Source organism: uncultured Clostridium sp., assembly GCF_934754915.1.
Lineage (GTDB): Bacteria > Bacillota > Clostridia > Clostridiales > Clostridiaceae > Clostridium.
Genome location: NZ_CAKVKB010000071.1, coordinates 1 through 18,766, shown reverse-complemented (window position 1 = coordinate 18,766; position 18,766 = coordinate 1). Strand labels below are relative to the sequence as shown.

General features: G+C 30.4%; 19 protein-coding genes and 2 pseudogenes. 19 read left to right on the top strand and 2 right to left on the bottom strand.

The window, feature by feature from the left end:
- Nucleotides 1–136 precede the first annotated feature (136 nt).
- Nucleotides 137–1,903: a hypothetical protein gene (locus Q0F58_RS11535; protein ID WP_294376591.1), complete on the bottom strand. Its 1,767-nt coding sequence runs from the start codon at nucleotides 1,901–1,903 to the stop codon at nucleotides 137–139.
- Nucleotides 1,904–1,988: 85 nt separating this feature from the next.
- On the opposite strand from Q0F58_RS11535, the pseudogene Q0F58_RS11530 reads away from it, so the two are divergent.
- From Q0F58_RS11530 to Q0F58_RS11440, 19 genes and pseudogenes are all read left to right on the top strand, one after another.
- Nucleotides 1,989–2,222: pseudogene (locus tag Q0F58_RS11530) on the top strand (DUF6075 family protein); the annotation flags it as partial.
- The gene (locus Q0F58_RS11525) at nucleotides 2,222–2,533 is read left to right on the top strand and encodes a hypothetical protein (RefSeq protein WP_294376588.1); all 312 of its coding nucleotides are present in this window, start codon (nucleotides 2,222–2,224) and stop codon (nucleotides 2,531–2,533) included. The pseudogene Q0F58_RS11530 and the gene Q0F58_RS11525, both read left to right, overlap by 1 nt.
- Before the next feature lie 280 nt (nucleotides 2,534–2,813).
- The gene (locus tag Q0F58_RS11520) at nucleotides 2,814–3,941 is read left to right on the top strand and encodes a site-specific integrase (protein ID WP_294376585.1); all 1,128 of its coding nucleotides are present in this window, start codon (nucleotides 2,814–2,816) and stop codon (nucleotides 3,939–3,941) included.
- 313 nt (nucleotides 3,942–4,254) lie between these two features.
- Nucleotides 4,255–5,031, top strand: a complete 777-nt coding sequence (locus Q0F58_RS11515) for a radical SAM protein (protein ID WP_294376582.1) — start codon at nucleotides 4,255–4,257, stop codon at nucleotides 5,029–5,031.
- Nucleotides 5,028–5,951 carry a radical SAM protein gene (locus tag Q0F58_RS11510; RefSeq protein ID WP_294376579.1) on the top strand — a complete coding sequence of 308 codons (924 nt, stop codon included), beginning with the start codon at nucleotides 5,028–5,030 and terminating at the stop codon, nucleotides 5,949–5,951. Before Q0F58_RS11515 ends, Q0F58_RS11510 begins: the two co-directional genes overlap by 4 nt.
- Before the next feature lie 14 nt (nucleotides 5,952–5,965).
- The gene (locus tag Q0F58_RS11505; protein WP_294376576.1) at nucleotides 5,966–6,259 is read left to right on the top strand and encodes a hypothetical protein; all 294 of its coding nucleotides are present in this window, start codon (nucleotides 5,966–5,968) and stop codon (nucleotides 6,257–6,259) included.
- Nucleotides 6,259–7,635, top strand: coding sequence for a radical SAM/SPASM domain-containing protein (locus Q0F58_RS11500; protein ID WP_294376573.1), 1,377 nt, complete (start codon nucleotides 6,259–6,261; stop codon nucleotides 7,633–7,635). The genes Q0F58_RS11505 and Q0F58_RS11500 overlap by 1 nt, the downstream gene beginning before the upstream one ends.
- A 1-nt stretch (nucleotide 7,636) precedes the next feature.
- Nucleotides 7,637–8,869 carry an aminopeptidase C gene (locus tag Q0F58_RS11495; protein ID WP_294376571.1) on the top strand — a complete coding sequence of 411 codons (1,233 nt, stop codon included), beginning with the start codon at nucleotides 7,637–7,639 and terminating at the stop codon, nucleotides 8,867–8,869.
- Between the two features lie 104 nt (nucleotides 8,870–8,973).
- Nucleotides 8,974–9,150, top strand: coding sequence for a hypothetical protein (locus Q0F58_RS11490; protein WP_294376569.1), 177 nt, complete (start codon nucleotides 8,974–8,976; stop codon nucleotides 9,148–9,150).
- 95 nt (nucleotides 9,151–9,245) lie between these two features.
- The gene (locus Q0F58_RS11485) at nucleotides 9,246–10,229 is read left to right on the top strand and encodes a hypothetical protein (RefSeq protein ID WP_294376567.1); all 984 of its coding nucleotides are present in this window, start codon (nucleotides 9,246–9,248) and stop codon (nucleotides 10,227–10,229) included.
- Entirely contained in the window at nucleotides 10,207–11,343 is a 1,137-nt protein-coding gene (locus Q0F58_RS11480) for a radical SAM protein (RefSeq protein WP_294376563.1), read from the top strand. Before Q0F58_RS11485 ends, Q0F58_RS11480 begins: the two co-directional genes overlap by 23 nt.
- Nucleotides 11,344–11,345: 2 nt before the next feature.
- Nucleotides 11,346–11,987, top strand: coding sequence for a hypothetical protein (locus Q0F58_RS11475; protein ID WP_294376560.1), 642 nt, complete (start codon nucleotides 11,346–11,348; stop codon nucleotides 11,985–11,987).
- Nucleotides 11,988–12,179: 192 nt separating this feature from the next.
- Complete coding sequence (locus Q0F58_RS11470) at nucleotides 12,180–12,698, top strand: HD domain-containing protein (protein WP_294376558.1); 519 nt, start codon at nucleotides 12,180–12,182, stop codon at nucleotides 12,696–12,698.
- On the top strand, nucleotides 12,682–13,263 hold the full coding sequence (locus tag Q0F58_RS11465; RefSeq protein WP_294376555.1) for a DapH/DapD/GlmU-related protein: 582 nt from the start codon (nucleotides 12,682–12,684) through the stop codon (nucleotides 13,261–13,263). The genes Q0F58_RS11470 and Q0F58_RS11465 overlap by 17 nt, the downstream gene beginning before the upstream one ends.
- Before the next feature lie 88 nt (nucleotides 13,264–13,351).
- Nucleotides 13,352–13,855, top strand: a complete 504-nt coding sequence (locus tag Q0F58_RS11460) for a hypothetical protein (protein ID WP_294376553.1) — start codon at nucleotides 13,352–13,354, stop codon at nucleotides 13,853–13,855.
- A 213-nt stretch (nucleotides 13,856–14,068) separates the two neighbouring features.
- Complete coding sequence (idi, locus tag Q0F58_RS11455; protein ID WP_294376552.1) at nucleotides 14,069–14,632, top strand: isopentenyl-diphosphate Delta-isomerase; 564 nt, start codon at nucleotides 14,069–14,071, stop codon at nucleotides 14,630–14,632.
- 38 nt (nucleotides 14,633–14,670) lie between these two features.
- Nucleotides 14,671–14,799, top strand: a complete 129-nt coding sequence (locus Q0F58_RS11450; RefSeq protein WP_294376549.1) for a hypothetical protein — start codon at nucleotides 14,671–14,673, stop codon at nucleotides 14,797–14,799.
- Nucleotides 14,800–14,992: 193 nt separating this feature from the next.
- Nucleotides 14,993–15,985, top strand: coding sequence for a hypothetical protein (locus Q0F58_RS11445; protein ID WP_294376548.1), 993 nt, complete (start codon nucleotides 14,993–14,995; stop codon nucleotides 15,983–15,985).
- Between the two features lie 327 nt (nucleotides 15,986–16,312).
- Nucleotides 16,313–18,235 carry a hypothetical protein gene (locus Q0F58_RS11440; RefSeq protein WP_294376547.1) on the top strand — a complete coding sequence of 641 codons (1,923 nt, stop codon included), beginning with the start codon at nucleotides 16,313–16,315 and terminating at the stop codon, nucleotides 18,233–18,235.
- Between the two features lie 239 nt (nucleotides 18,236–18,474).
- Here the strand turns inward: Q0F58_RS11440 and Q0F58_RS11435 are convergent.
- Nucleotides 18,475–18,681 (bottom strand): annotated as a pseudogene (locus Q0F58_RS11435) (transposase domain-containing protein); the annotation flags it as partial.
- Between the last annotated feature and the right edge of the window lie 85 nt (nucleotides 18,682–18,766).

The window sequence follows — 18,766 nt, the reverse complement described above, 5'->3', positions numbered from 1 at the left end:
TGCCAGCAGATAAATTTCCGCTGGCAGGAAAAATTTATATTTTTTCAATTGTCTACTTGACGGGGAGCAGTTCAGAAATTTACCGACAGCCCCTTTTTAACGGAGCTGATAAATGGATAATTTTTTCAATGTGAGGTTATTTAATTGAGTATTTCAAAAATGCATCATAGTCTATAATTTCAATGTTATCTGACACATATTCAAATGAAAATTTGTCGAATTTTTCAATAAGACAATTTTTACCAAAGCTTGGTTTTTTATCTCTGTTTTTAGCCTCCAAGAAAATTACTTGATTTGATTTTCTCATTGGGTGAATAATCAAACCATCAAATTCACTTAATTTTCGTCCTACTGCATCTCTCTGATATACAAGGATACTTGCTGGAATTGTAATTGTTGTGTCATTAATTGAATCGTTAATAATCTGACTTAATAGAAAGTTAACTTCATGATTTTCATCCTCATTTCCAATCGAAGATTTCAGCAATGACTGTATTTCTTTTATTCTTGCATTTTTTCCACGTGTGCAAATAACACATATATCTCTGCTTATGGTTGGCTTAATTACCACAGGGTTTTCATCAAATAAATAGAATAAGAAAAACTTTACTGTCAAAAGAAATCTTGGGTCGTAGGAAGAAATATTGGGAATCCTACGAAGATAATTAACAGTACATTTTAATGTTTTATAAGCGGCATATCTTTTGGTATCATAATTACAAGTCTTCTTTATAGAAACAAGGATTGTTTGTTTACCAGAATGTCTATCATAGTAACCAACACGAGTATTATTAATTTTTTCTAATTCAGATAACAATGCTTCTGATATACATTTTTGTTCTAAGGTAAAGGTTAATTTCAATATATTTGATTGGACATAGTCTCTTTTATGAGTACATACTTGATTTAAAATGCTAGATTTATTCATAAACAAATCGTTATAGTAATTTACATTAGTATGATCCAACTTTCTTTCCAACAGAGAAACCATTTTTCTGGATATTTTATAATAGCAAATGGCATTTGAATTTTCATTATATACAGTATCATCCAAAAGCTTACTAATAGAACTGACTAAGTGAGTTGAAGATTGATTATTGTTATATTCAGATAATAACTCTTTTAACAATAACAACATTGCCTTTTCATTACACAAATCAATTGTCAATGGTGTATCTGCTATCTGTAAATCATATGCTATGTATGAAACAGTCCTTACGTTTCTGAATATCGCAAATGCATATTTAAGTTTACTTTCTTCAGGCAATAATTGCTCATTTATATATGAATATAAAATTTCCAATGTGACGGAAATGGATTGCTTTGATTTATTACAATGCTCTAATACAAGAATTGAATTCAACAAATGTAATCTTTGATAATTTTTACTTTCCAATATTGTTTTAGCAGCACTCTGGTATCGTTTGTCTTCACAAGCATTAATAACCAGATTGTGAAAACCGGTATCTTCTTGCGTTATCATAGTAATGGCACGAGAAGAAGTAAATGTGTTATAAAAATGCCCCACATTATATATGATGGTAAGCAATTGCAAAATGTCACCCATAGAAGGTTTATTATTCTTTTCGAAGTAAATGTAATCAGCTCTAAATTCTTTTGCATTTATGTAATTGTTATAAGTGTAGCGTAGATCTCCTTGCAGATGGGTTTTGATTAATTTGTGCAAATATAACTGTAACATCACATAATCAAACCTTGTTTTTGCAAGTTTCTTTTTTACTTTTATAACTCCTAATTGAGGGATTTCTTTAATACGATCAATTATTCCAATTCTATCTAATTCTTCGTATAGGTCAGTAGCATAAGGGTAGAGGTCAATCTCTACACTTAAATTGTGTTTTTGAGTCTTTTGTTTTGGTAGAAGATCATATTTTATTTCCATTAAAAAATCACGCACCTTTGCTTATTTTACAACATAATGATTATTGTAATCTTATTTTCTTATAAATATCGATAGATATATGTCTATCATTCCGGAGAGAATGCATGGAGAATGGCAGACCAGCGGAACTGTGAAAGTCTGCAACCTTGCGTTTAATCTGTGGAATGGATTTGCAGAAGAAGGCAGGGAGAGGTTCTGCACACCGGAAGAACTGTTCTGCTGTGGATATGCTCCGTACTTTATGGAAGGAATCAAACTGCGTTATCCGGAATATTGCAGAGATCTGACACCGCCAAAAAGAAAGGATATGGAACGATAATGATGAAAAGAAAGCGATATGTGATAATCATTGCGGTGCTTGCGGCTATTTTTTCTGTAAGCACTTTTTTCCTGATCCGCAATCATATGGACTCCAAAAAGCAGGCAGAAATCTATGATGAATTGCTTGAAACTGTCGAGGATACAGATGAAACACAGGAAACGATGTCGTATTCGGAAGACCAGTCGTTTTTGCCGGACTATCAGGAACTTTTTCTGCAAAACAATGATATGGTCGGCTGGATTAAGGTAGAAGATACTAAGATCAATTATCCGGTCATGCAGTCCAAGGATATCCATTATTGCCTATAATGAAGTATGAGTGTGATAGGCAATATTGCCTATATAGAAACCAAAAATATAGCCCATTGAGGGCAATAATTTCGTAGAGTATCATACTCTACGAAATGGATTAGATACTATTTCCGACGTTTATATGAATTTATTTTACCTCTTCAAGCTAGATTCGTCAATTCATGAATTGTTTTAAACATATAAAAATAACCAAAAATGAAAAAAACTTAAAAAAGTTTATTGGTTAATTGCCATAAGCCGTCAAAATGGTAGTCACAATGAAAGGAGATTTTATCTTATGGCAAAAAAAGGCGAAAATATATATAAACGAAAAGACGGTCGATGGGAAGGACGATATATAAAATCACGAACCAATAATGGAAAGATAGTGTATGGATATGTATATGCAAAAACATATCGTGAAACAAAAGTAAAATTGAGGGAAAAAAAAGCATCTTCTAACATTGAAACTGTCGAAAAAAACTTGGATTTATTTTCATCTCTCGCATTGGAGTGGTTTGAAAGTATTAAATTACATACTAAAAAATCTACGCAAAATAAATATTATAATATGCTTACAAACTATATCCTTCCTAAATATGGGAATCAGACATTTGATAAAATTACTTATGAATTTGTAGAAAGTCATTGCAAATTTTTATTAAAATCCGGTGGAAAAAGGGAACAAGGATTAGCTCCTAAAACAGTAAGTGACGTTTTGTCAATAATTCGAAGCGTTACAAAATATGCTACGAAAAAAGGAATTTATATTGCGTGTGATCTTTCTGCTATTCAAGTAAAACAAGCTCCTAAATCCATGAGGGTTTTTAACAAAATGGAACAGGACAAACTGTGTAAATACATTTTAGAAACAGTTGATCCGTGTAACATAGGAATTCTTGTATGCTTATTTACTGGATTACGAATTGGCGAAATTTGTGCTTTGCGTTGGGAAGACATTTCCCTTTCCGATCAAACGATACATATTCATCATACACTTCAAAGAGTCCAAGAACCAGCAGATAATGGAGCAAAAACAAAAGTGATAATAACAACACCAAAAAGTATTTGTTCTATAAGAACAATTCCTTTACCAAACGAATTATATAAAATTCTTATCAAACACCAAAAGGTTTCCGTTGGATATTTATTAACGAATACCAACAATAAATTTATAGAACCCAGAACTATGCAAAATAAGTTTAAAAAAATTCTGAAATCCATAGGCATCGAAGATACAAATTTTCATACACTTCGTCATACTTTTGCTACCAGATGTATTGAACTGGGATTCGATGTAAAAAGCCTTAGTGAAATTCTTGGTCATGCAACTGTTAATATTACCATGAATCGGTATGTTCATCCAACCTTAGAAATGAAAAAGGAAAATATGCAAAAGCTTTCCAATTTATTAGCCGTCAAATAAGTCCGTCAAAATGCCGTCCAATGGTACTTTTTTGCTGTTGGACGGTTTTATTTCGTAGAGTATGATACTCTACGAAAATTATAAATATGTTCGACAAAAAATAAAGAGTGTATATTACGAGAAATGGAGAGATAATCTACAGGTCTTAAGAGCAGAACTAGAATTATCTAGGAAGAAGTAAGAAAACGACTTGATATAAGCAGACAATTAAGTATACAAAATCAAAGAATGAAAAGGTATTTCTTCTTAGCAATAATGTTATTTTTGAGTATAATTCTAAAATTGGAAATTTGTGAATTTGATGGGGAATAAAATGAGTGTGCTAAAAAGAATTGGAATACCAATAGTTGAACATTGTAACTTGAATTGTAAGGGTTGCTTACATTTTTGCAATTTAAATCAAGAAGAATTTTATTATGATTGTAATGAATTTGAATGCGATGTGATGAGGATTTCTGAGCTTTTTGATGATATCGAAGTGTTAAGGTTGTATGGGGGAGAACCTCTTTTACATCCTAAAATAATAAGATTACTAGAGATTGCGAGAAGATATCTAAAAAAAGCAAAGATAGAAATTTTAACTAATGGATTACTATTACCAACTTTAGATGAGAAGTTTTATCAATCAATTACAAACCTTGGTATTTGTATTGGATGGTCTTCTTATCCAATAGAAAAGAAAATTAGCATGAAAATTGAAAATAAGCTAATTTCAGAAAAGGTCGTTTATTATAAGAATGACGTTCAGAAGTTTTATGGAATATTTAATCCTTTAGGAAATTCAGATCCATATTACCAATGGGAACATTGCAGTGGAAGGAATTGTCATGTTTTAAGAAGTGGATACATTAGTGTATGTCCGGCACCGGCTGTAGAACATATTGTAAATCAGTCATTTGATAAGCAATTGAATTTTACAACAAGTCGATTGAATATATATGACAAAAATATAGATGCTGAAAAAATTCTTGCTTTTTTGGACCGACCACATGATGTGTGTAAGTATTGTACAGGTGCAAGAACATTTATATGGGAGAGACAGAGTGAACCTAGGTTAGAAGACTGGTATGGAAAAGGAGATAATAAATGAATTCAGCGTATTTGGCAATTAGTTATATATGCAATCAAAAGTGTAGTTTTTGTCCGTGTACAAAAGAGGAAAAAGGCTTTAGGTATATGGATTTTCAGGAGTTAAAAGATTCTGTATATAGATTAAAAAATGAATTAGGAATAACGGAAGCGGTTCTTTCAGGGGGAGAGCCGACATTACATCCGGATTTTTTAGATATCATATCATATCTTAATACCTTAAATATTAAAATCACATTATTAACAAATGCAGAAAAACTCTATGATATAAACTTTGTAAGAGAAATATCAAACCGGATAAAGAGTAATAATATTTCTGTGATTACCACGATACATAGTCAAACGGAAGAATTACATGAACGGGTAAATGGTTCTAAAGGTAGTTTTAGAAAAAGCATAAGAGGATTAATAAATGTTAATCAAGCAGGATTTCATACAATAGTAAAACATTGCGTTACAAAAGAAAATTATACAGAATTGAAAGAATTTTTTCAGTTTGTTGATAGAACTTTTCCACAGTCTGTGGATATGCAATTGTGTAGTATAGATTATTGTGGTTTAGAAGAAGAAACAAAAAATAATTATAAAGTAGAATTCCCTAGAATACGTCCTTATTTGGAAAAAATGTTTGATGAGTATCTTGAAAAAGGAGAAAATGGACGGCTAGTATATTGCTTTAACATGCCATTATGTTCAGCCGATCCATATTATTGGAGGTTTTTTACTCCAAAATCTCATGGCTATGAAGGGTATGTTTCCCCAAATAGAGAAGGAGAATCACAAAGAGCATATAATGTTGATTCAAATGTGGGATTATATACAGGTGCATGTAAAAAATGTAAAGCCAACCAATTTTGTGCGGGAACATACAGAACAGCATTTGAATTGTTTGGTGATAGTATAGTGAAACCGTACATATAAAAGGGAGACAGCAGATGGATAAATTCGCTAAACAAATTATCTATAGTAATAATAATGTTGATAAGTTCTTTTTGTCACCTTACATTGATGTAGAAATAGGAGATAATGGAATAATTATTGAACGATCAGATGAAGGAAAGTTTATTATGTTAGGCAACCATGATACGTGTAACATGTTACATATTTTAAGAGACTTACAAAAAGGAATTACTTTTGACGAATTAAAAAAGAAAGTTGAAACAGAGCTTAATGAGGGGGATGCTCTTGCTTGGATTCAGACTTTATATCAGAAAGGCATTATTGAGTAATGAATGAAATGTTAGTAGAAGAATATGCAGATAAGGAAAAGCATATAGTGTATGAAAAATGTAAAGCATTTACAAATGGTAAAAAATATTATTTGTTGAACGAATTAGGATATTCAATACTGATTGACCGTGAATTGTTTAATATGTTGCAACAAAAAAAAGTATCTACGGATTTTGCAAGTAAGTTATTACAGCATCGATTGGCTAAATTTGATAATTTACATCATTGTGATTTATGTACCAATCATGAGATTCGTCCAGAATTTTTTATGATTGATTTGACAACTTACTGTAATTTGAATTGTAAATATTGTTTTCGAGACGTACACAATCCGGAAAATTATAAATCTATTTCTGAAGAAATGCTCAATAAAATTTGCAGTTACATTTTAGACTATTGTATGAAGCATGAAGTTAAGAAAATATCCATTCAACCATGGGGTGGAGAACCTTTACTTGAAATGAAAAAAATTAAATGGATGTATGATTTTTTTCAAAATACTTCTGTATCTGTGCATTTTACTATCGAAACTAACGGAGTATTACTCACAGAAGAAAATGTAAAATGGTTGTTTGAACATAATGTGTCAATAGGAATAAGTATTGATGGCAATAAAAAAATTCATGATCAGCAAAGAGTGTTTGCAAATACAAAAGGTTCGTTTGAATATGTGCTTCGAGGAATACAAAATGTAAAGAAATATTATGGGGATAATTTTGGAATTATTAACACAATAACTCGAAACAGTATTGATTATATAGAGGACATATTGGATTTTTATGCAAAAGATATTGATATAAAGCATGTTAAATTTAATTTTGTGCATGAGAGTGAATTTGCAACTAACTTATGTTTGAATAAAGAACAGGTAGTGAATGGAACCAAAAGAGTGTATAAGAAAATTATGTCTTTAAATAATGAGGGATATAATATTGTAGATATGAATATTCGACACAAATTATTGAATTTGTTAATACGTGACAATTCAGATATTTGCGTTTCACGAGGATGTATGGGTGGAATGAATATGATTGTGTTTGATATGGAGGGCTATATCTATCCTTGTGAACTGACTGATTATGAGGAAGAAAGAATTGGAAATGTCAAAGAAACAGTAGATTTGATTAAGATAGTAAAAGATGCAAAAGAGACAAAAGCCTATTTTAAAGAGAAAGAAGATGTTAGTTGTTTGTCATGTTCATGGAAATATTTTTGCAAAGGTGGTTGTAGTATAAAAGCAAAATTATCAGGGACAAAAAAGGATGACTTGGAATGTACAATAAATAATACTTTATATCCAGAAATGATTGAGTCAATCTTAAATGAACCAAAGCTGGTAAATGAGTTTTTAAATACAGAAATAATTGGTGAATAAAATGTTGGATAATAATTTGATTAAAAATAAAGGAATAATGAGTGTTGCACAAACAATGTGGACGATAGATTTCGATTCTGAACAGTCATTAGAAACTGGCAATGTACAAAATCAGAAATTTACTGGGAAATGTTGGATATATGCTGGACTTAATTTTTTAAAAACATCGGTAGATAGGGGAAATAGTGGAACAGGAATAGTTCTTTCTGCAAACTATATATCTTATTATGATAAATACGAAAAATCAAAATATTTTTTCGAAAAAGTAATAGAAACAATGGGTTTGCCAAGCGATAACAGAATGGTTGAACATTTATTTAAAAATCCATGTCCAGATGCGGGGCAATGGGCGATGTTTAACAATATTATAAAGAAATATGGTATTGTTCCACAAGAATCAATGCCTGATACCTATTCAGCATTAGATACAAATCAAATGAATATTTGTTTAATGACCATTTTGCGAGATGGCGGTTGTAATATAAGAAAATTGAATATAGAAGGTGCAGACATTAAACTGATCAATAGTGAAGTTGATGAAAAGATGAGTGAAATCAGAAGAATATTGAATTTGTGCCTTGGAGAACCCCCGGTTGAATTTCAGTATGGAAAGATGAAAAAAAAATATACACCTCTCTCGTATTATAAAGCAGAGATTGGAATAGATTTAGATAAATATGTGTGTTTGATTAATGCCCCTATGTCAAAAACACCATTGTATAAAAAGTATTGTATTCAAAATCTTAATAATATGTCCGAAGGAGAGAAGATAGAGTATATTAATCTGCCGATTGAAACTTTAAAAGAAAAAGTTATTGAACAAATAAACAATGGAATGCCAGTATGGTTTGGATGTGATGCAGGAAAAATGATAGATAAAAAAACAGGAATTATGGATGATAATACTTTTAATGTATCACACGTACTAAACACTTCATATTTATTGTCAAAGGGAGAACAATTAGAATACCATCAGTCCGAAATGAATCATGCGATGCTGATTGTTGGGATTATATCAAAGGGACATGAGGTGGTTGGTTTTAAGGTGGAAGACTCCCATGGAAATCATGTAGGTAGGAACGGATACTTTTATATGTCAATAGATTGGTTTGAAAAGTACGTTTATCAAGTAGTGATTGACAAACGGTATTTATCAATAAATGAAGAAAAGTTATTAAATGGAGAGAGCTTATATTTAATGCCATGGAATCCGATTGGAACATTAGCTAATTAAATTGTATTTGCGTTTGAAAAGTACATTTGTTTTGTGGTACAACTTCGAGTGCAGTTTTCAGATGCAAATGTGTCTGGAATACTAAAGAAAGGAGGCATCTGATAATGAACAAATTAGAAATGTTTTCAGAGAAGCTTGGAAAAACTATCACAATTATTGCTGAATCTGTTGAAGGACAGAAGACTTTTAAACCAGCGATGGAAGGAGCAAGCAATAGCACTGTTTCAATGATGGGATGGTGTCGTGGAGGATGGAACAACGATAGCGGTAGTGGATGGTAAAATCACATAAGCTATAGAGTGTTTCTGTTTAGGCTGGCCTGTAATCTAGGTTCCCCCTAGATTACAGGTTTTTTATTATATGAAGGAGATATTTGATGTATAGACAAAAGGAATATGTACAGTTATTAAAACAGAAATTTTCAAAAACAGATATTATTAATGCTAAAAAGCACAAAAGTAAGTATGAAAAAGAAATTAAAGAAATCCCCAATAAACAGAAGACATTATTTGACGTAATTATTCAAAAATCTAAAGAGATATATGGTTTTGATTTAACAAAAGTCTATACATTTAATTATGTGAAATATTACTTGTGGAGAAAAGAATTTTGTAAGAATGATGAGGATGACTGGAAAGAGGCTGCTCTTTCGTTTGTTTGTTTGAGTTGCTTGTCGGATTTGATATTTGATTCAAAAAGATTGAAAGAGAGGGAAAAGCAACATGTAGCAAATATATTAACTAGAGATTATTTTCAAAAAAGTATATCAATAGATATGGACATGACAACAGAAGATCCAATAGATACATTGTATTCGATGTTTGTAAAACATATGAAAAGATTGAAAGAATATAATTTTAAAGTTTTTCTGGAGCTGCAAACGGATATCCTTAATGCATTTGAGTCGGAGATATATATATCTACAAATAAACTGGTATTTCCTGAAAAAATTAATATTGATTTAATAACAAGTAAATCGATAGAATTTGTGTCTAGTTGTTTATATTTATCTGCCGTTGATACGCGAGATTCTGTCAGAATGAAAAAATGTGCAGTTGCTATAGCAAAATTGTTTTGGCTTGTCGATGATCTATGCGATTTATATGATGATATTGAGAATCAAATAAAAAATTCTATATTATTTTTACAAAATGGAGAAGTGAAAAATTTAGAAAATTCAATTGATTTTGTTTTTGAAAATCTCGATACTTTTTTCGAAGTAATAGAAGAAAATTTGGAAGTATTAAAGAATAATTTATCAGATGATGTTTATATATTTTTCCTATATGAGTTGTACGATTGGGTGGAAGCAGTAAATGTAAGAATGGATGATAAAAATGAGAGTATTGGTATTAGGTAACGGACGAAAATCACTACAGCTTGCATATATTATTTCTGATTATAAAGAATATTCATTGAAAGGTGTAGTTGATTATCGGAATAATAATTGGGGAAAGAGTGAAGATATTGATGGAAAGTTGATTAAAATTGTTTCTCCGATGAAGGCGATAGAAATGTATCAAGATTCAGCAGTGGATGCATTTATTATGCCGTCATTAGAAGAAGATGCTAATAACAGGATGTATAGATATTTAGCAGTGAATAATGTATCCGAATGTGATATCTTATATGGTCAGGAGTTGTTGTTTCACAAAAGAGAATTAAACCAAGAAGGTTTGATTACACAGTATGTAAATAGAGATGAGCTTGATACGATAGAAATCCATGTTGCTGATCATTGTAATATGAATTGTAAAAATTGTTCTATGTTTTGTGGACTTGTAAAAACACCAAGATATTCGAATCTCGAACAAACACGGAACAGTTTATATATTCTCAAAGGAATATTTAAACATATAAAGCGTATTCGAGTAATTGGAGGGGAACCTTTACTAAATAAAGAGTTAGATAAGTATCTATATATGATCCGAGATATTTATCCGTATTCCGATATTCGAGTTATTACCAATGGAATCCTTGTTGTTGAAATGAATGACAATTTAATAACTGCATTCAAAGAAACATCATCAAAACTTGTGGTAACAAGTTATTTGCCGTTAGTTAAAAAACTCGATAGAATTAATGACTTCTTAAAACAAAAAGGGGTAAATTATGAAATTTCTGAAATGATAACTGATTTTCAGAAAATATATGATTACTCAGGGCGACAGGATAAGGAATTATCGTTTAATGCATGCCATTGGAAAGGAGCGTGTGCGACTCTATATGAAAATCAAATTGCACCATGTTTTGTACCATTTGTTATCAAATATCTAGCAGAAAATTTTGATTTAAATATTTCTCCATCAGGAATAATGGAATTAAATGCAGACAACGTTAATAAAGATAAAATTCGAAAATTGTTTAATACTCCGTTTGATATGTGCAAATATTGTGCTCCTAGAGGTATTATGTCAAAATGGGAAATATGCGATAAGAATTCAGTTAATAATATATTGGATTGGAGTATATAAGAATGGAAAATTTTATCTTTTTTGAAAAGTTTAATGCATTTCAAATATACTATACCAAATTGTTAAAAGATGGTATTTATGATAATAGTAATCTAGAGGCATGTATTAAGATGTATTATCTAAAAAATAATAAAACATTGTTTCATGTATCGGAAATGCTTGATTTAAATGTTATTGCTCCAAGTGCTAATTTTGATATGTATGGGAAAGAATTTAGTGAAAAGGTATTCGCAACTTCGAATCCTTATGAAATATGGCTATATGCTTGCCGAGCTGTATCAGGAGAAATGCATGAGAAAAATAGAGTGTGTATTTATCCTAATAATCCATTTCTTTCTTTAAAAGCAGGGTATTATTATTTGAAAAGAAGTGTAGCTGTATATATATTAAGTGCAGAAGATTTTTCGCCGGTATTAAAGATAAAATCCCGTCTTAATGAGGAGAAAAATTATTTTGACAATGAATGGACGGCTAATCGATGCGTTAAGCCGTTATATCAATATGTAATTAATCGAATTCCAGAAGAATTTACAAAATATTATGCGGTTTATTATTTGAATAATAAAGATAGTGCAGTGTATCCAGAATCATTAGAAGAACTACAATATTTTAGGAAAAACGATATGATTCAAAAAATAGAATAACTATGAGGGAGTGCAATGAGAAATCTTTTTAAATCGGAATATCTTAATAATATTTTTCAAAAAAAAGTGTGGATATTAGAAAATATTTATATGATAAGAATAATGCAACTATATTATTGTGGTTATAAGAAAGTATTTATTTCGCACGCATTTTTCGATGGTCTAATCCAAAATACTAGGTTTCATATTTTTTTGAGCAGTGTTAATAAATTAAATGATAAGATTCTGTATCATAGCCAGGTACATGGAGTTAAACATATACTAAATGTAACATTTTTTTCTTATCTAATAGCATGCAATGAAAACATGGATGAAAATGATATGAATATTCTTCTGGAGATAGCACTTTATCATGATATTGGAAGAATTGACGATCGAGAAGATCGTGCTCATGGATATAGGGGAGCAGAAAAAATGTTGATGCATCTTTCGGATGATAAAATAGATATGCTGATACCAGCAATTATTCATGCTCATTCTTTATTAGATGAGGAAGCAGATCAGATTTTTAATCAATATAATCTTGAAAAATCACAGTATAATAAATATTTACAATTATTGTCAATTATCAAAGATGCAGATGCTTTAGATCGTTTTAGGTTGCGTCCTGATTCCCTGAATCCTGGATATTTTCGAATTGATTATTCAGAAAAATTGATTAGTCTTGCATGTGTGTTGTCAAAGGTAGAATGGTATGAGTACAAAAATTAACAATATTATATTCAGACAACAGGTATGTTGTTATAAGGATACACATTTGTGTATTGATGATATTAATGGTGTGCAAATTAATGGAAAATTGAAGTTAAATTGGAATCCAATTAGTAAGTCGGTTCGAACAGGTCAAGTTACTTTTTTTAGAATGGACAATCAGTCTCAATTGAGTGTTGATGGAAATTTTGATATATTCTATGGAAACGATGTGCACATATTTAGTGGTGGAAAGTTGGAATTGGATAGTGGGTTTATTAATTCATATGGAAAAATTGAATGCCACAAATATATAAAAATAGGTAAAAATTGTGCAATAGGACCATATACTATTATTCTTGATTCTGACGGACATCAAATATTGGGTAAATGCAATACAGCCGAAGTGATTATTGGAAATAATGTATGGATTGGTGCTAGAGTCACTATATTAAAAGGAGTTCATATTGGAGATGGCGCAGTTATTGCTGCAGGAACTATTGTAAATAAAGATGTACCAGCTAGATCTTTGGTTGCTGGTAATCCAATGCATTTGATATGTGATAATGTTGAGTGGAACAATTAGTTGATAATGTTGGAGTAGAAGATATTTAAGATAGAGTAAGATTTGCTTTTGGTGTAAAAATGTAAAAACAAAGGAGAAAGTAACATTAGTGATTAAAATTGTAATAGAGAATATTGTGGTTGGTATAGAAACAATGGAATTAAAAGACATAATTTCCATTTTGATAGGTGCGATATCTTTAGCTGTTGCAATTGTTACTGCATATAATACTAAAAAGATATCAGATATTCAAAGAAAAAAAGAAATAACTAAGATAGATAATTCTGAAAATAGGTTGGCAGTATCTCTTAATACATATATGACAATTTATAATCATCAGAAAGATATTGTGATGAAGATATTTAGCTTTGAAAATAGAGAAAAATTCCTTTACAAAATTATGGATGTTAATGATTTGGAGATGATAGCATATATTGAGGAAATTGTGCATATGAGTCAAGAGAGTATAAGTACATATATTAATACAACGGAACATGAATTGAATTGCGAAGAAATCAAGAGATTACAAGATTTCTCAAGTAAGTTGAAAAATTTTTTTATATTAGTAATGAAGTTAAAGATAAGGCACGACAGGAACAAAAGAGAGTATTAGATAATAAGATAAGTTTCAAGAAGAAAAAAATTATTTAACGGTTTCTGATTATTCAAATCAAATTATAGCAGGATTGCCTTACAACATGCGAATTATGGATAATAACTCGATAGACTTATTAAAATGTATTTCTATCTTTGATAAAAACATTCAAGAGGATTGGCATGAAATAGAACGCTGTATCAATAAATAATAAAGAAAAGAGAAAGTAAGATGGATAATAAATTAATATTAGTTAACGAAGAAGATGAGGAAATAGGTTACTGTAAAAAAATGAATGCACATATAAATGAATATTTACATAGAGCATTTTCGTTGTTTATATATAATAAGACAGATAATAAACTACTTATACATAAACGTGCATTGGGGAAATATCATTCGGGTGGTTTATGGACAAACTCATGTTGTTCACATCCAAGATATGGAGAGAATTTAATTGATTCTGTTATCCGTAGAACTAAGGAAGAACTCGGTTTGGATATAAATTCTTATATAGATAATTTGAGGGAAGTCGGTAAATTCCATTATTACAAAAAATTTACTGATTGTGCTGAAAATGAAATTGATCATGTCTTTATGCTTACCATATATAAACAACCAATGTTAGATGTTGATCCAGACGAAATTGATGATATTCAATGGAAAAATATTAATGAAATCGTACAGGAGTTAGAGGAAAATCCAGATCAGTTTACAGCATGGTTTCCACAAGCATTTGAGTTATTTGTAAGCACCTTAAAACATGGTGTAGTGTATAATACTGTAGTCAACTAATATATTGAAACGATCAAGACATCAAGAAGGCATACGCTATGAAAAGAAGAATTCGGTTATGGCTGATACTATTTGTGGGCACTGAAGCAAGTGCAATTATTTACAACATTGCCGAGATTGCAAAGACCAATAATCGGGAAATTTTAAGCACAAAAATTGATAGATGAAATAAACAGAAAAATTAACAGGTAACATAAAATCGCCCTCAAGTCGAGAAAAACAAAATACATTCAATCGGCTTCAGGAAAATTTTGAGCGATTTGTCAAGACTTTTTTGACAAAGAATGAGAAGAAATAAAAATGGAATTGGTTATAGGTCTGAAGATTCCGAGAGGATGTCTAAATGAAGGAGGAGACAAAATGTATTGTTACAAATGTGGAAAACAGATAGCAAATAGTGCTGTCTTTTGCAGTTTTTGTGGTGAAAAAATACAAACACACCAAATCATTTCTAAAACAACCGGGGAATATGATAGAGAGGCTATCAAGATATATTTGAATAATCTTTTACGATTGGAAAATGCTAATGAAGTATTACAATACGAACTGGCTCGATTAGATGATGAATATCGATACATAAAAAATAACAACTATTATGCTACATATATATTACTAGATCATTTAAAAGAACATACGGTAGAAGATGAATGTTGTCATTTTTATTATGATGGTAAAGATGTTTATATTGCTGTTTGGTCACCTTATAATACTCCGATTTATACTGGAAGATATTTAAAAAAGTGTCATAATTGGATAAAAATAGACAATTATAAAGATATTAATAATTTAAACAATTGGCTTGTTTACAGAGGAATTTCCAATTTTCCCAAAAAAATAGAGATTAGAAAACGTTTCTTTTCAAAGCTAGAAGAATTTAAGGCTATTGCTCCTGTAAAGTTTAAAGAAAATATTGCAAGTCTAAAGAAAAATAGTGATTCCTATAATAAACTTAGCACGGACCAAAAAAAAGCATCTACAATGTTGCAAAAAGCTTATGATATAAATATAGTTCCTGTACAATTTAGAAATATTTATGCAATTTATTATTTGAGTAATTTTATGAATACGTCTATGGAAACTTTTAGCTCAGCACTTCTTCATTTAGACTTAGATGAAATTAAATCTAAGCTGGACGAAATTATTTCAAATCAGCAAAGTATCATTTTAAAGATGGCTGTTCTAGAGTCTCAGAATAGCGAACTGTTAAGAAAAAATCAAAAAATGTTAAGTAGATTGTCTTCTATTGAACAAAATACAGAATTAGCTGCTGTCTATTCTAATATAGCAGTTACTAATTCTGAAGCCTGTGCATGGTTTAGTGCAGCGACATTTTTTAATCAATACTTGAATTGAATTTTTTAATACATTGAGCTGATCGTTTTTTAGTCTGAAATGTAAACAACACATTCGCTGCCTAGAATTTTAATATAATTCATATAAAATTCAAACAATTAGTTGATTTTTAAAGAGGGTTTTAAATTTTCAACTACACATATTCATATGAACTGATTTTTGGATATATCGAGACGTTCTACAATACAGTCCGGCTGTTCACATTCACGTGTTCTGTAATATGTCTTATATATGAATTTTGTCAGAAAAAATAGCTTAGAAAAGAGAATGTTAGCCTATATGCTTCATGATGCATTGGTGGTCTTCGCAGAAAGGCGGATTATAAATATGAAAAAGAAAATATGTTTAATATGCTTTTTGATTGTAGTTATTGGAATTTTGTCAGTAATTGTATATTTTCGTAAAAATACCGGTATCAGGGAAAAAGATTTTAATAATTATATTACTTATGACGATAAAATTCTAAAAAAAGAAAGCGAATATTTTAATGAGAATGGGTATGTAGAAAAGGATGATATTCCTCAATTGTTAAGTGATGTGGAGAATATTATAAAAAGTGGAATAAAAGACGGTACAATTGAAGAATATGTTAGAGATTCAGATAATAATAATATTTATATTAAATTTTCAAGTGGAATTAATTACTTATTTATTCCGTTTGAAAAGGATAAATTAAGCAATGGAGAAAGTGCGAAAATCCTAACAGTGGAACCAAACGCTTCTACATATGCTGTAAATATGTCTTATTTAATGACATTTATCGATAAGTATGCTAATGATTTTGAATATAAAGGATCGTTTCAGCCAACTGCAAATGCAAACTTAGTAAAAACGAATTATAGGGATATGTACGAATATAATGATAAATATGCATTAAAAGATAAAGAAATAACTTTGGATTCATTAAAAAAATGGGGAAATAACAAGATTATTATCTTCGAGGGGCATGGTGGTTATAATTCAAAGCTACATTCGTGCTTATCTACAGGGCAGAGTTTTTTTGGATTTGAGGATTTTAGCAAATACAAAGAAGACATAAGAACGGGAAATATTGTGCTTTCATCGTTTCCACAAATTGGAGAAACAGGAATTCCATATTCTCCTGTTAGAAAATATTTAATTACGAGTAAATTTGTTGAAAATTATTTTGAAGAAATGGATAAATCTTTGATATTTTTAGGGGCATGTTATTCTGGGAAGGATGATGTTTTAGCAAAAGCATTACTTGACAAAGGGGCAGATGTTGTATTGGGATATACTGATACTACTTCGATGGAATATGAAATGATGACGAGAACAATGTTTTTTTATGCACTATCTTACATAGGTAAAGAAAACGAAAGCTATACAGTTACTCAGGCACTGAATTATGCAAAAAATATTGTGGGTTTAAGTGATTCATTTGGAAAATCTGATGCAAAATTAGTATGTTTTTCAAAAGATAAAATAGAAGAAAGATATGCGTTAGATGGAATTAAGGAAACTCCATTAATTGTTCCTATATTAGGAAAAATAACAGAGATAAGTGAATATCTAGAAAATTATGTAGAATTGGTTAATAAACTTAATATGAAAGAGACGGATTCGTGGCAATTTTCGGATTCTAATTCATACACTGTAGATAATTTCTACTTGGAATGGAAAGACAATACCTTTAGTATGAAAAATGAAGGGGCGTCTAATGTAGAATTGTATGGAACTAATCTTGGTGATTCCATCGATCAGGCAAATGAAGTTTTACAGAATAATTCTTGGACGTGTACGTTTACTAGTAATGAGATGCAAAAATATGTGACATCGATTGCTGGAAAACCGTACTTACTTAATATTTATCTAACTGATAGAAAAATTGTTTCGTGGTATTTAAACAATTGGATAGAAGAAGAACGACCGATAGTTGTTGAAAATTCAGAAAATACAGAGAGTAATTTTGACGAAGATGATACTAATAAAGCAGTAAATGATAATGTAGAATATGAATATAAGTCTGGAGAATTGCTCTCTGATTTCACAATTACAGGAAATCAAGCATATTTAGGGTTTTGGCATGATTATGGCAGGTCTTCATCGGATGAAGACTTTATTTTCGAATGGATCGACGGTCAAAATGAATATGAAGTTATAGGTAATAGATCTGGAAAAAAATTTAAACTCACATTTGAACAAAATGCAAATGAAATGCAAATTGTTGCGACATGTGTAGAGGACGAATATTATTCATTAATTAACGCAGTATATATAAAAAAATAGAAGAATTAATGGATTGTGGCATATAAAAATCAAGATAGTAATATGGTTTAGTCTTAAATTCCACAAATTTTGCACCTAAAATTTGTGGAATTTAAGATTTAATATAATCCATATGATTCAAAAACTAGTATGTATTTTGAGTTACAAAAAAGGTAAGCGCTTAAATTTTAGACACGGATACAAAAATCCCCGGCTGCATTTTTGCGACCGGAGCACCTTGACAATTCACGTATGATTGATTATTGATTGGAGTCATTTGCACGACGTTTGATTTCGGATTTAACATCTTTGTTCCATGGGGCAAATCTATCCAACTCCTCATCACTCATCCTATCATTCGGGAGCTTTTCCAGAAGATAGGTTAGATAGTGATAGACGTTTACTCCATTTGCTTTTGCCATTTCTACCATTGTATAGACGATAGCACTGGCTTGAGCACCGTTTGGAGTATCACAGAAAGCGTGTAACAACAAGGGCTATTATGTAGTAGACGCAGATATTGAAAAGTTCTTTGACAATGTAAACCAAGAA

What these genes read in the sequence shown, in the direction of transcription:
- Q0F58_RS11510 (WP_294376579.1), top strand. Translation starts at nt 5,028, where the DNA reads ATGAATTCAGCGTATTTGGCAATTAGTTATATATGCAATCAAAAGTGT.
- Q0F58_RS11440 (WP_294376547.1), top strand. Translation starts at nt 16,313, where the DNA reads ATGAAAAAGAAAATATGTTTAATATGCTTTTTGATTGTAGTTATTGGA.
- Q0F58_RS11500 (WP_294376573.1), top strand. Translation starts at nt 6,259, where the DNA reads ATGAATGAAATGTTAGTAGAAGAATATGCAGATAAGGAAAAGCATATA.
- Q0F58_RS11480 (WP_294376563.1), top strand. Translation starts at nt 10,207, where the DNA reads ATGAGAGTATTGGTATTAGGTAACGGACGAAAATCACTACAGCTTGCA.
- Q0F58_RS11445 (WP_294376548.1), top strand. Translation starts at nt 14,993, where the DNA reads ATGTATTGTTACAAATGTGGAAAACAGATAGCAAATAGTGCTGTCTTT.
- Q0F58_RS11450 (WP_294376549.1), top strand. Translation starts at nt 14,671, where the DNA reads ATGAAAAGAAGAATTCGGTTATGGCTGATACTATTTGTGGGCACTGAA.
- Q0F58_RS11515 (WP_294376582.1), top strand. Translation starts at nt 4,255, where the DNA reads ATGAGTGTGCTAAAAAGAATTGGAATACCAATAGTTGAACATTGTAAC.
- Q0F58_RS11505 (WP_294376576.1), top strand. Translation starts at nt 5,966, where the DNA reads ATGGATAAATTCGCTAAACAAATTATCTATAGTAATAATAATGTTGAT.
- Q0F58_RS11495 (WP_294376571.1), top strand. Translation starts at nt 7,637, where the DNA reads ATGTTGGATAATAATTTGATTAAAAATAAAGGAATAATGAGTGTTGCA.
- Q0F58_RS11525 (WP_294376588.1), top strand. Translation starts at nt 2,222, where the DNA reads ATGATGAAAAGAAAGCGATATGTGATAATCATTGCGGTGCTTGCGGCT.
- Q0F58_RS11475 (WP_294376560.1), top strand. Translation starts at nt 11,346, where the DNA reads ATGGAAAATTTTATCTTTTTTGAAAAGTTTAATGCATTTCAAATATAC.
- Q0F58_RS11485 (WP_294376567.1), top strand. Translation starts at nt 9,246, where the DNA reads ATGTATAGACAAAAGGAATATGTACAGTTATTAAAACAGAAATTTTCA.
- Q0F58_RS11465 (WP_294376555.1), top strand. Translation starts at nt 12,682, where the DNA reads ATGAGTACAAAAATTAACAATATTATATTCAGACAACAGGTATGTTGT.
- Q0F58_RS11490 (WP_294376569.1), top strand. Translation starts at nt 8,974, where the DNA reads ATGAACAAATTAGAAATGTTTTCAGAGAAGCTTGGAAAAACTATCACA.
- Q0F58_RS11520 (WP_294376585.1), top strand. Translation starts at nt 2,814, where the DNA reads ATGGCAAAAAAAGGCGAAAATATATATAAACGAAAAGACGGTCGATGG.
- Q0F58_RS11535 (WP_294376591.1), bottom strand. Translation starts at nt 1,903, where the DNA reads ATGGAAATAAAATATGATCTTCTACCAAAACAAAAGACTCAAAAACAC.
- idi (WP_294376552.1), top strand. Translation starts at nt 14,069, where the DNA reads ATGGATAATAAATTAATATTAGTTAACGAAGAAGATGAGGAAATAGGT.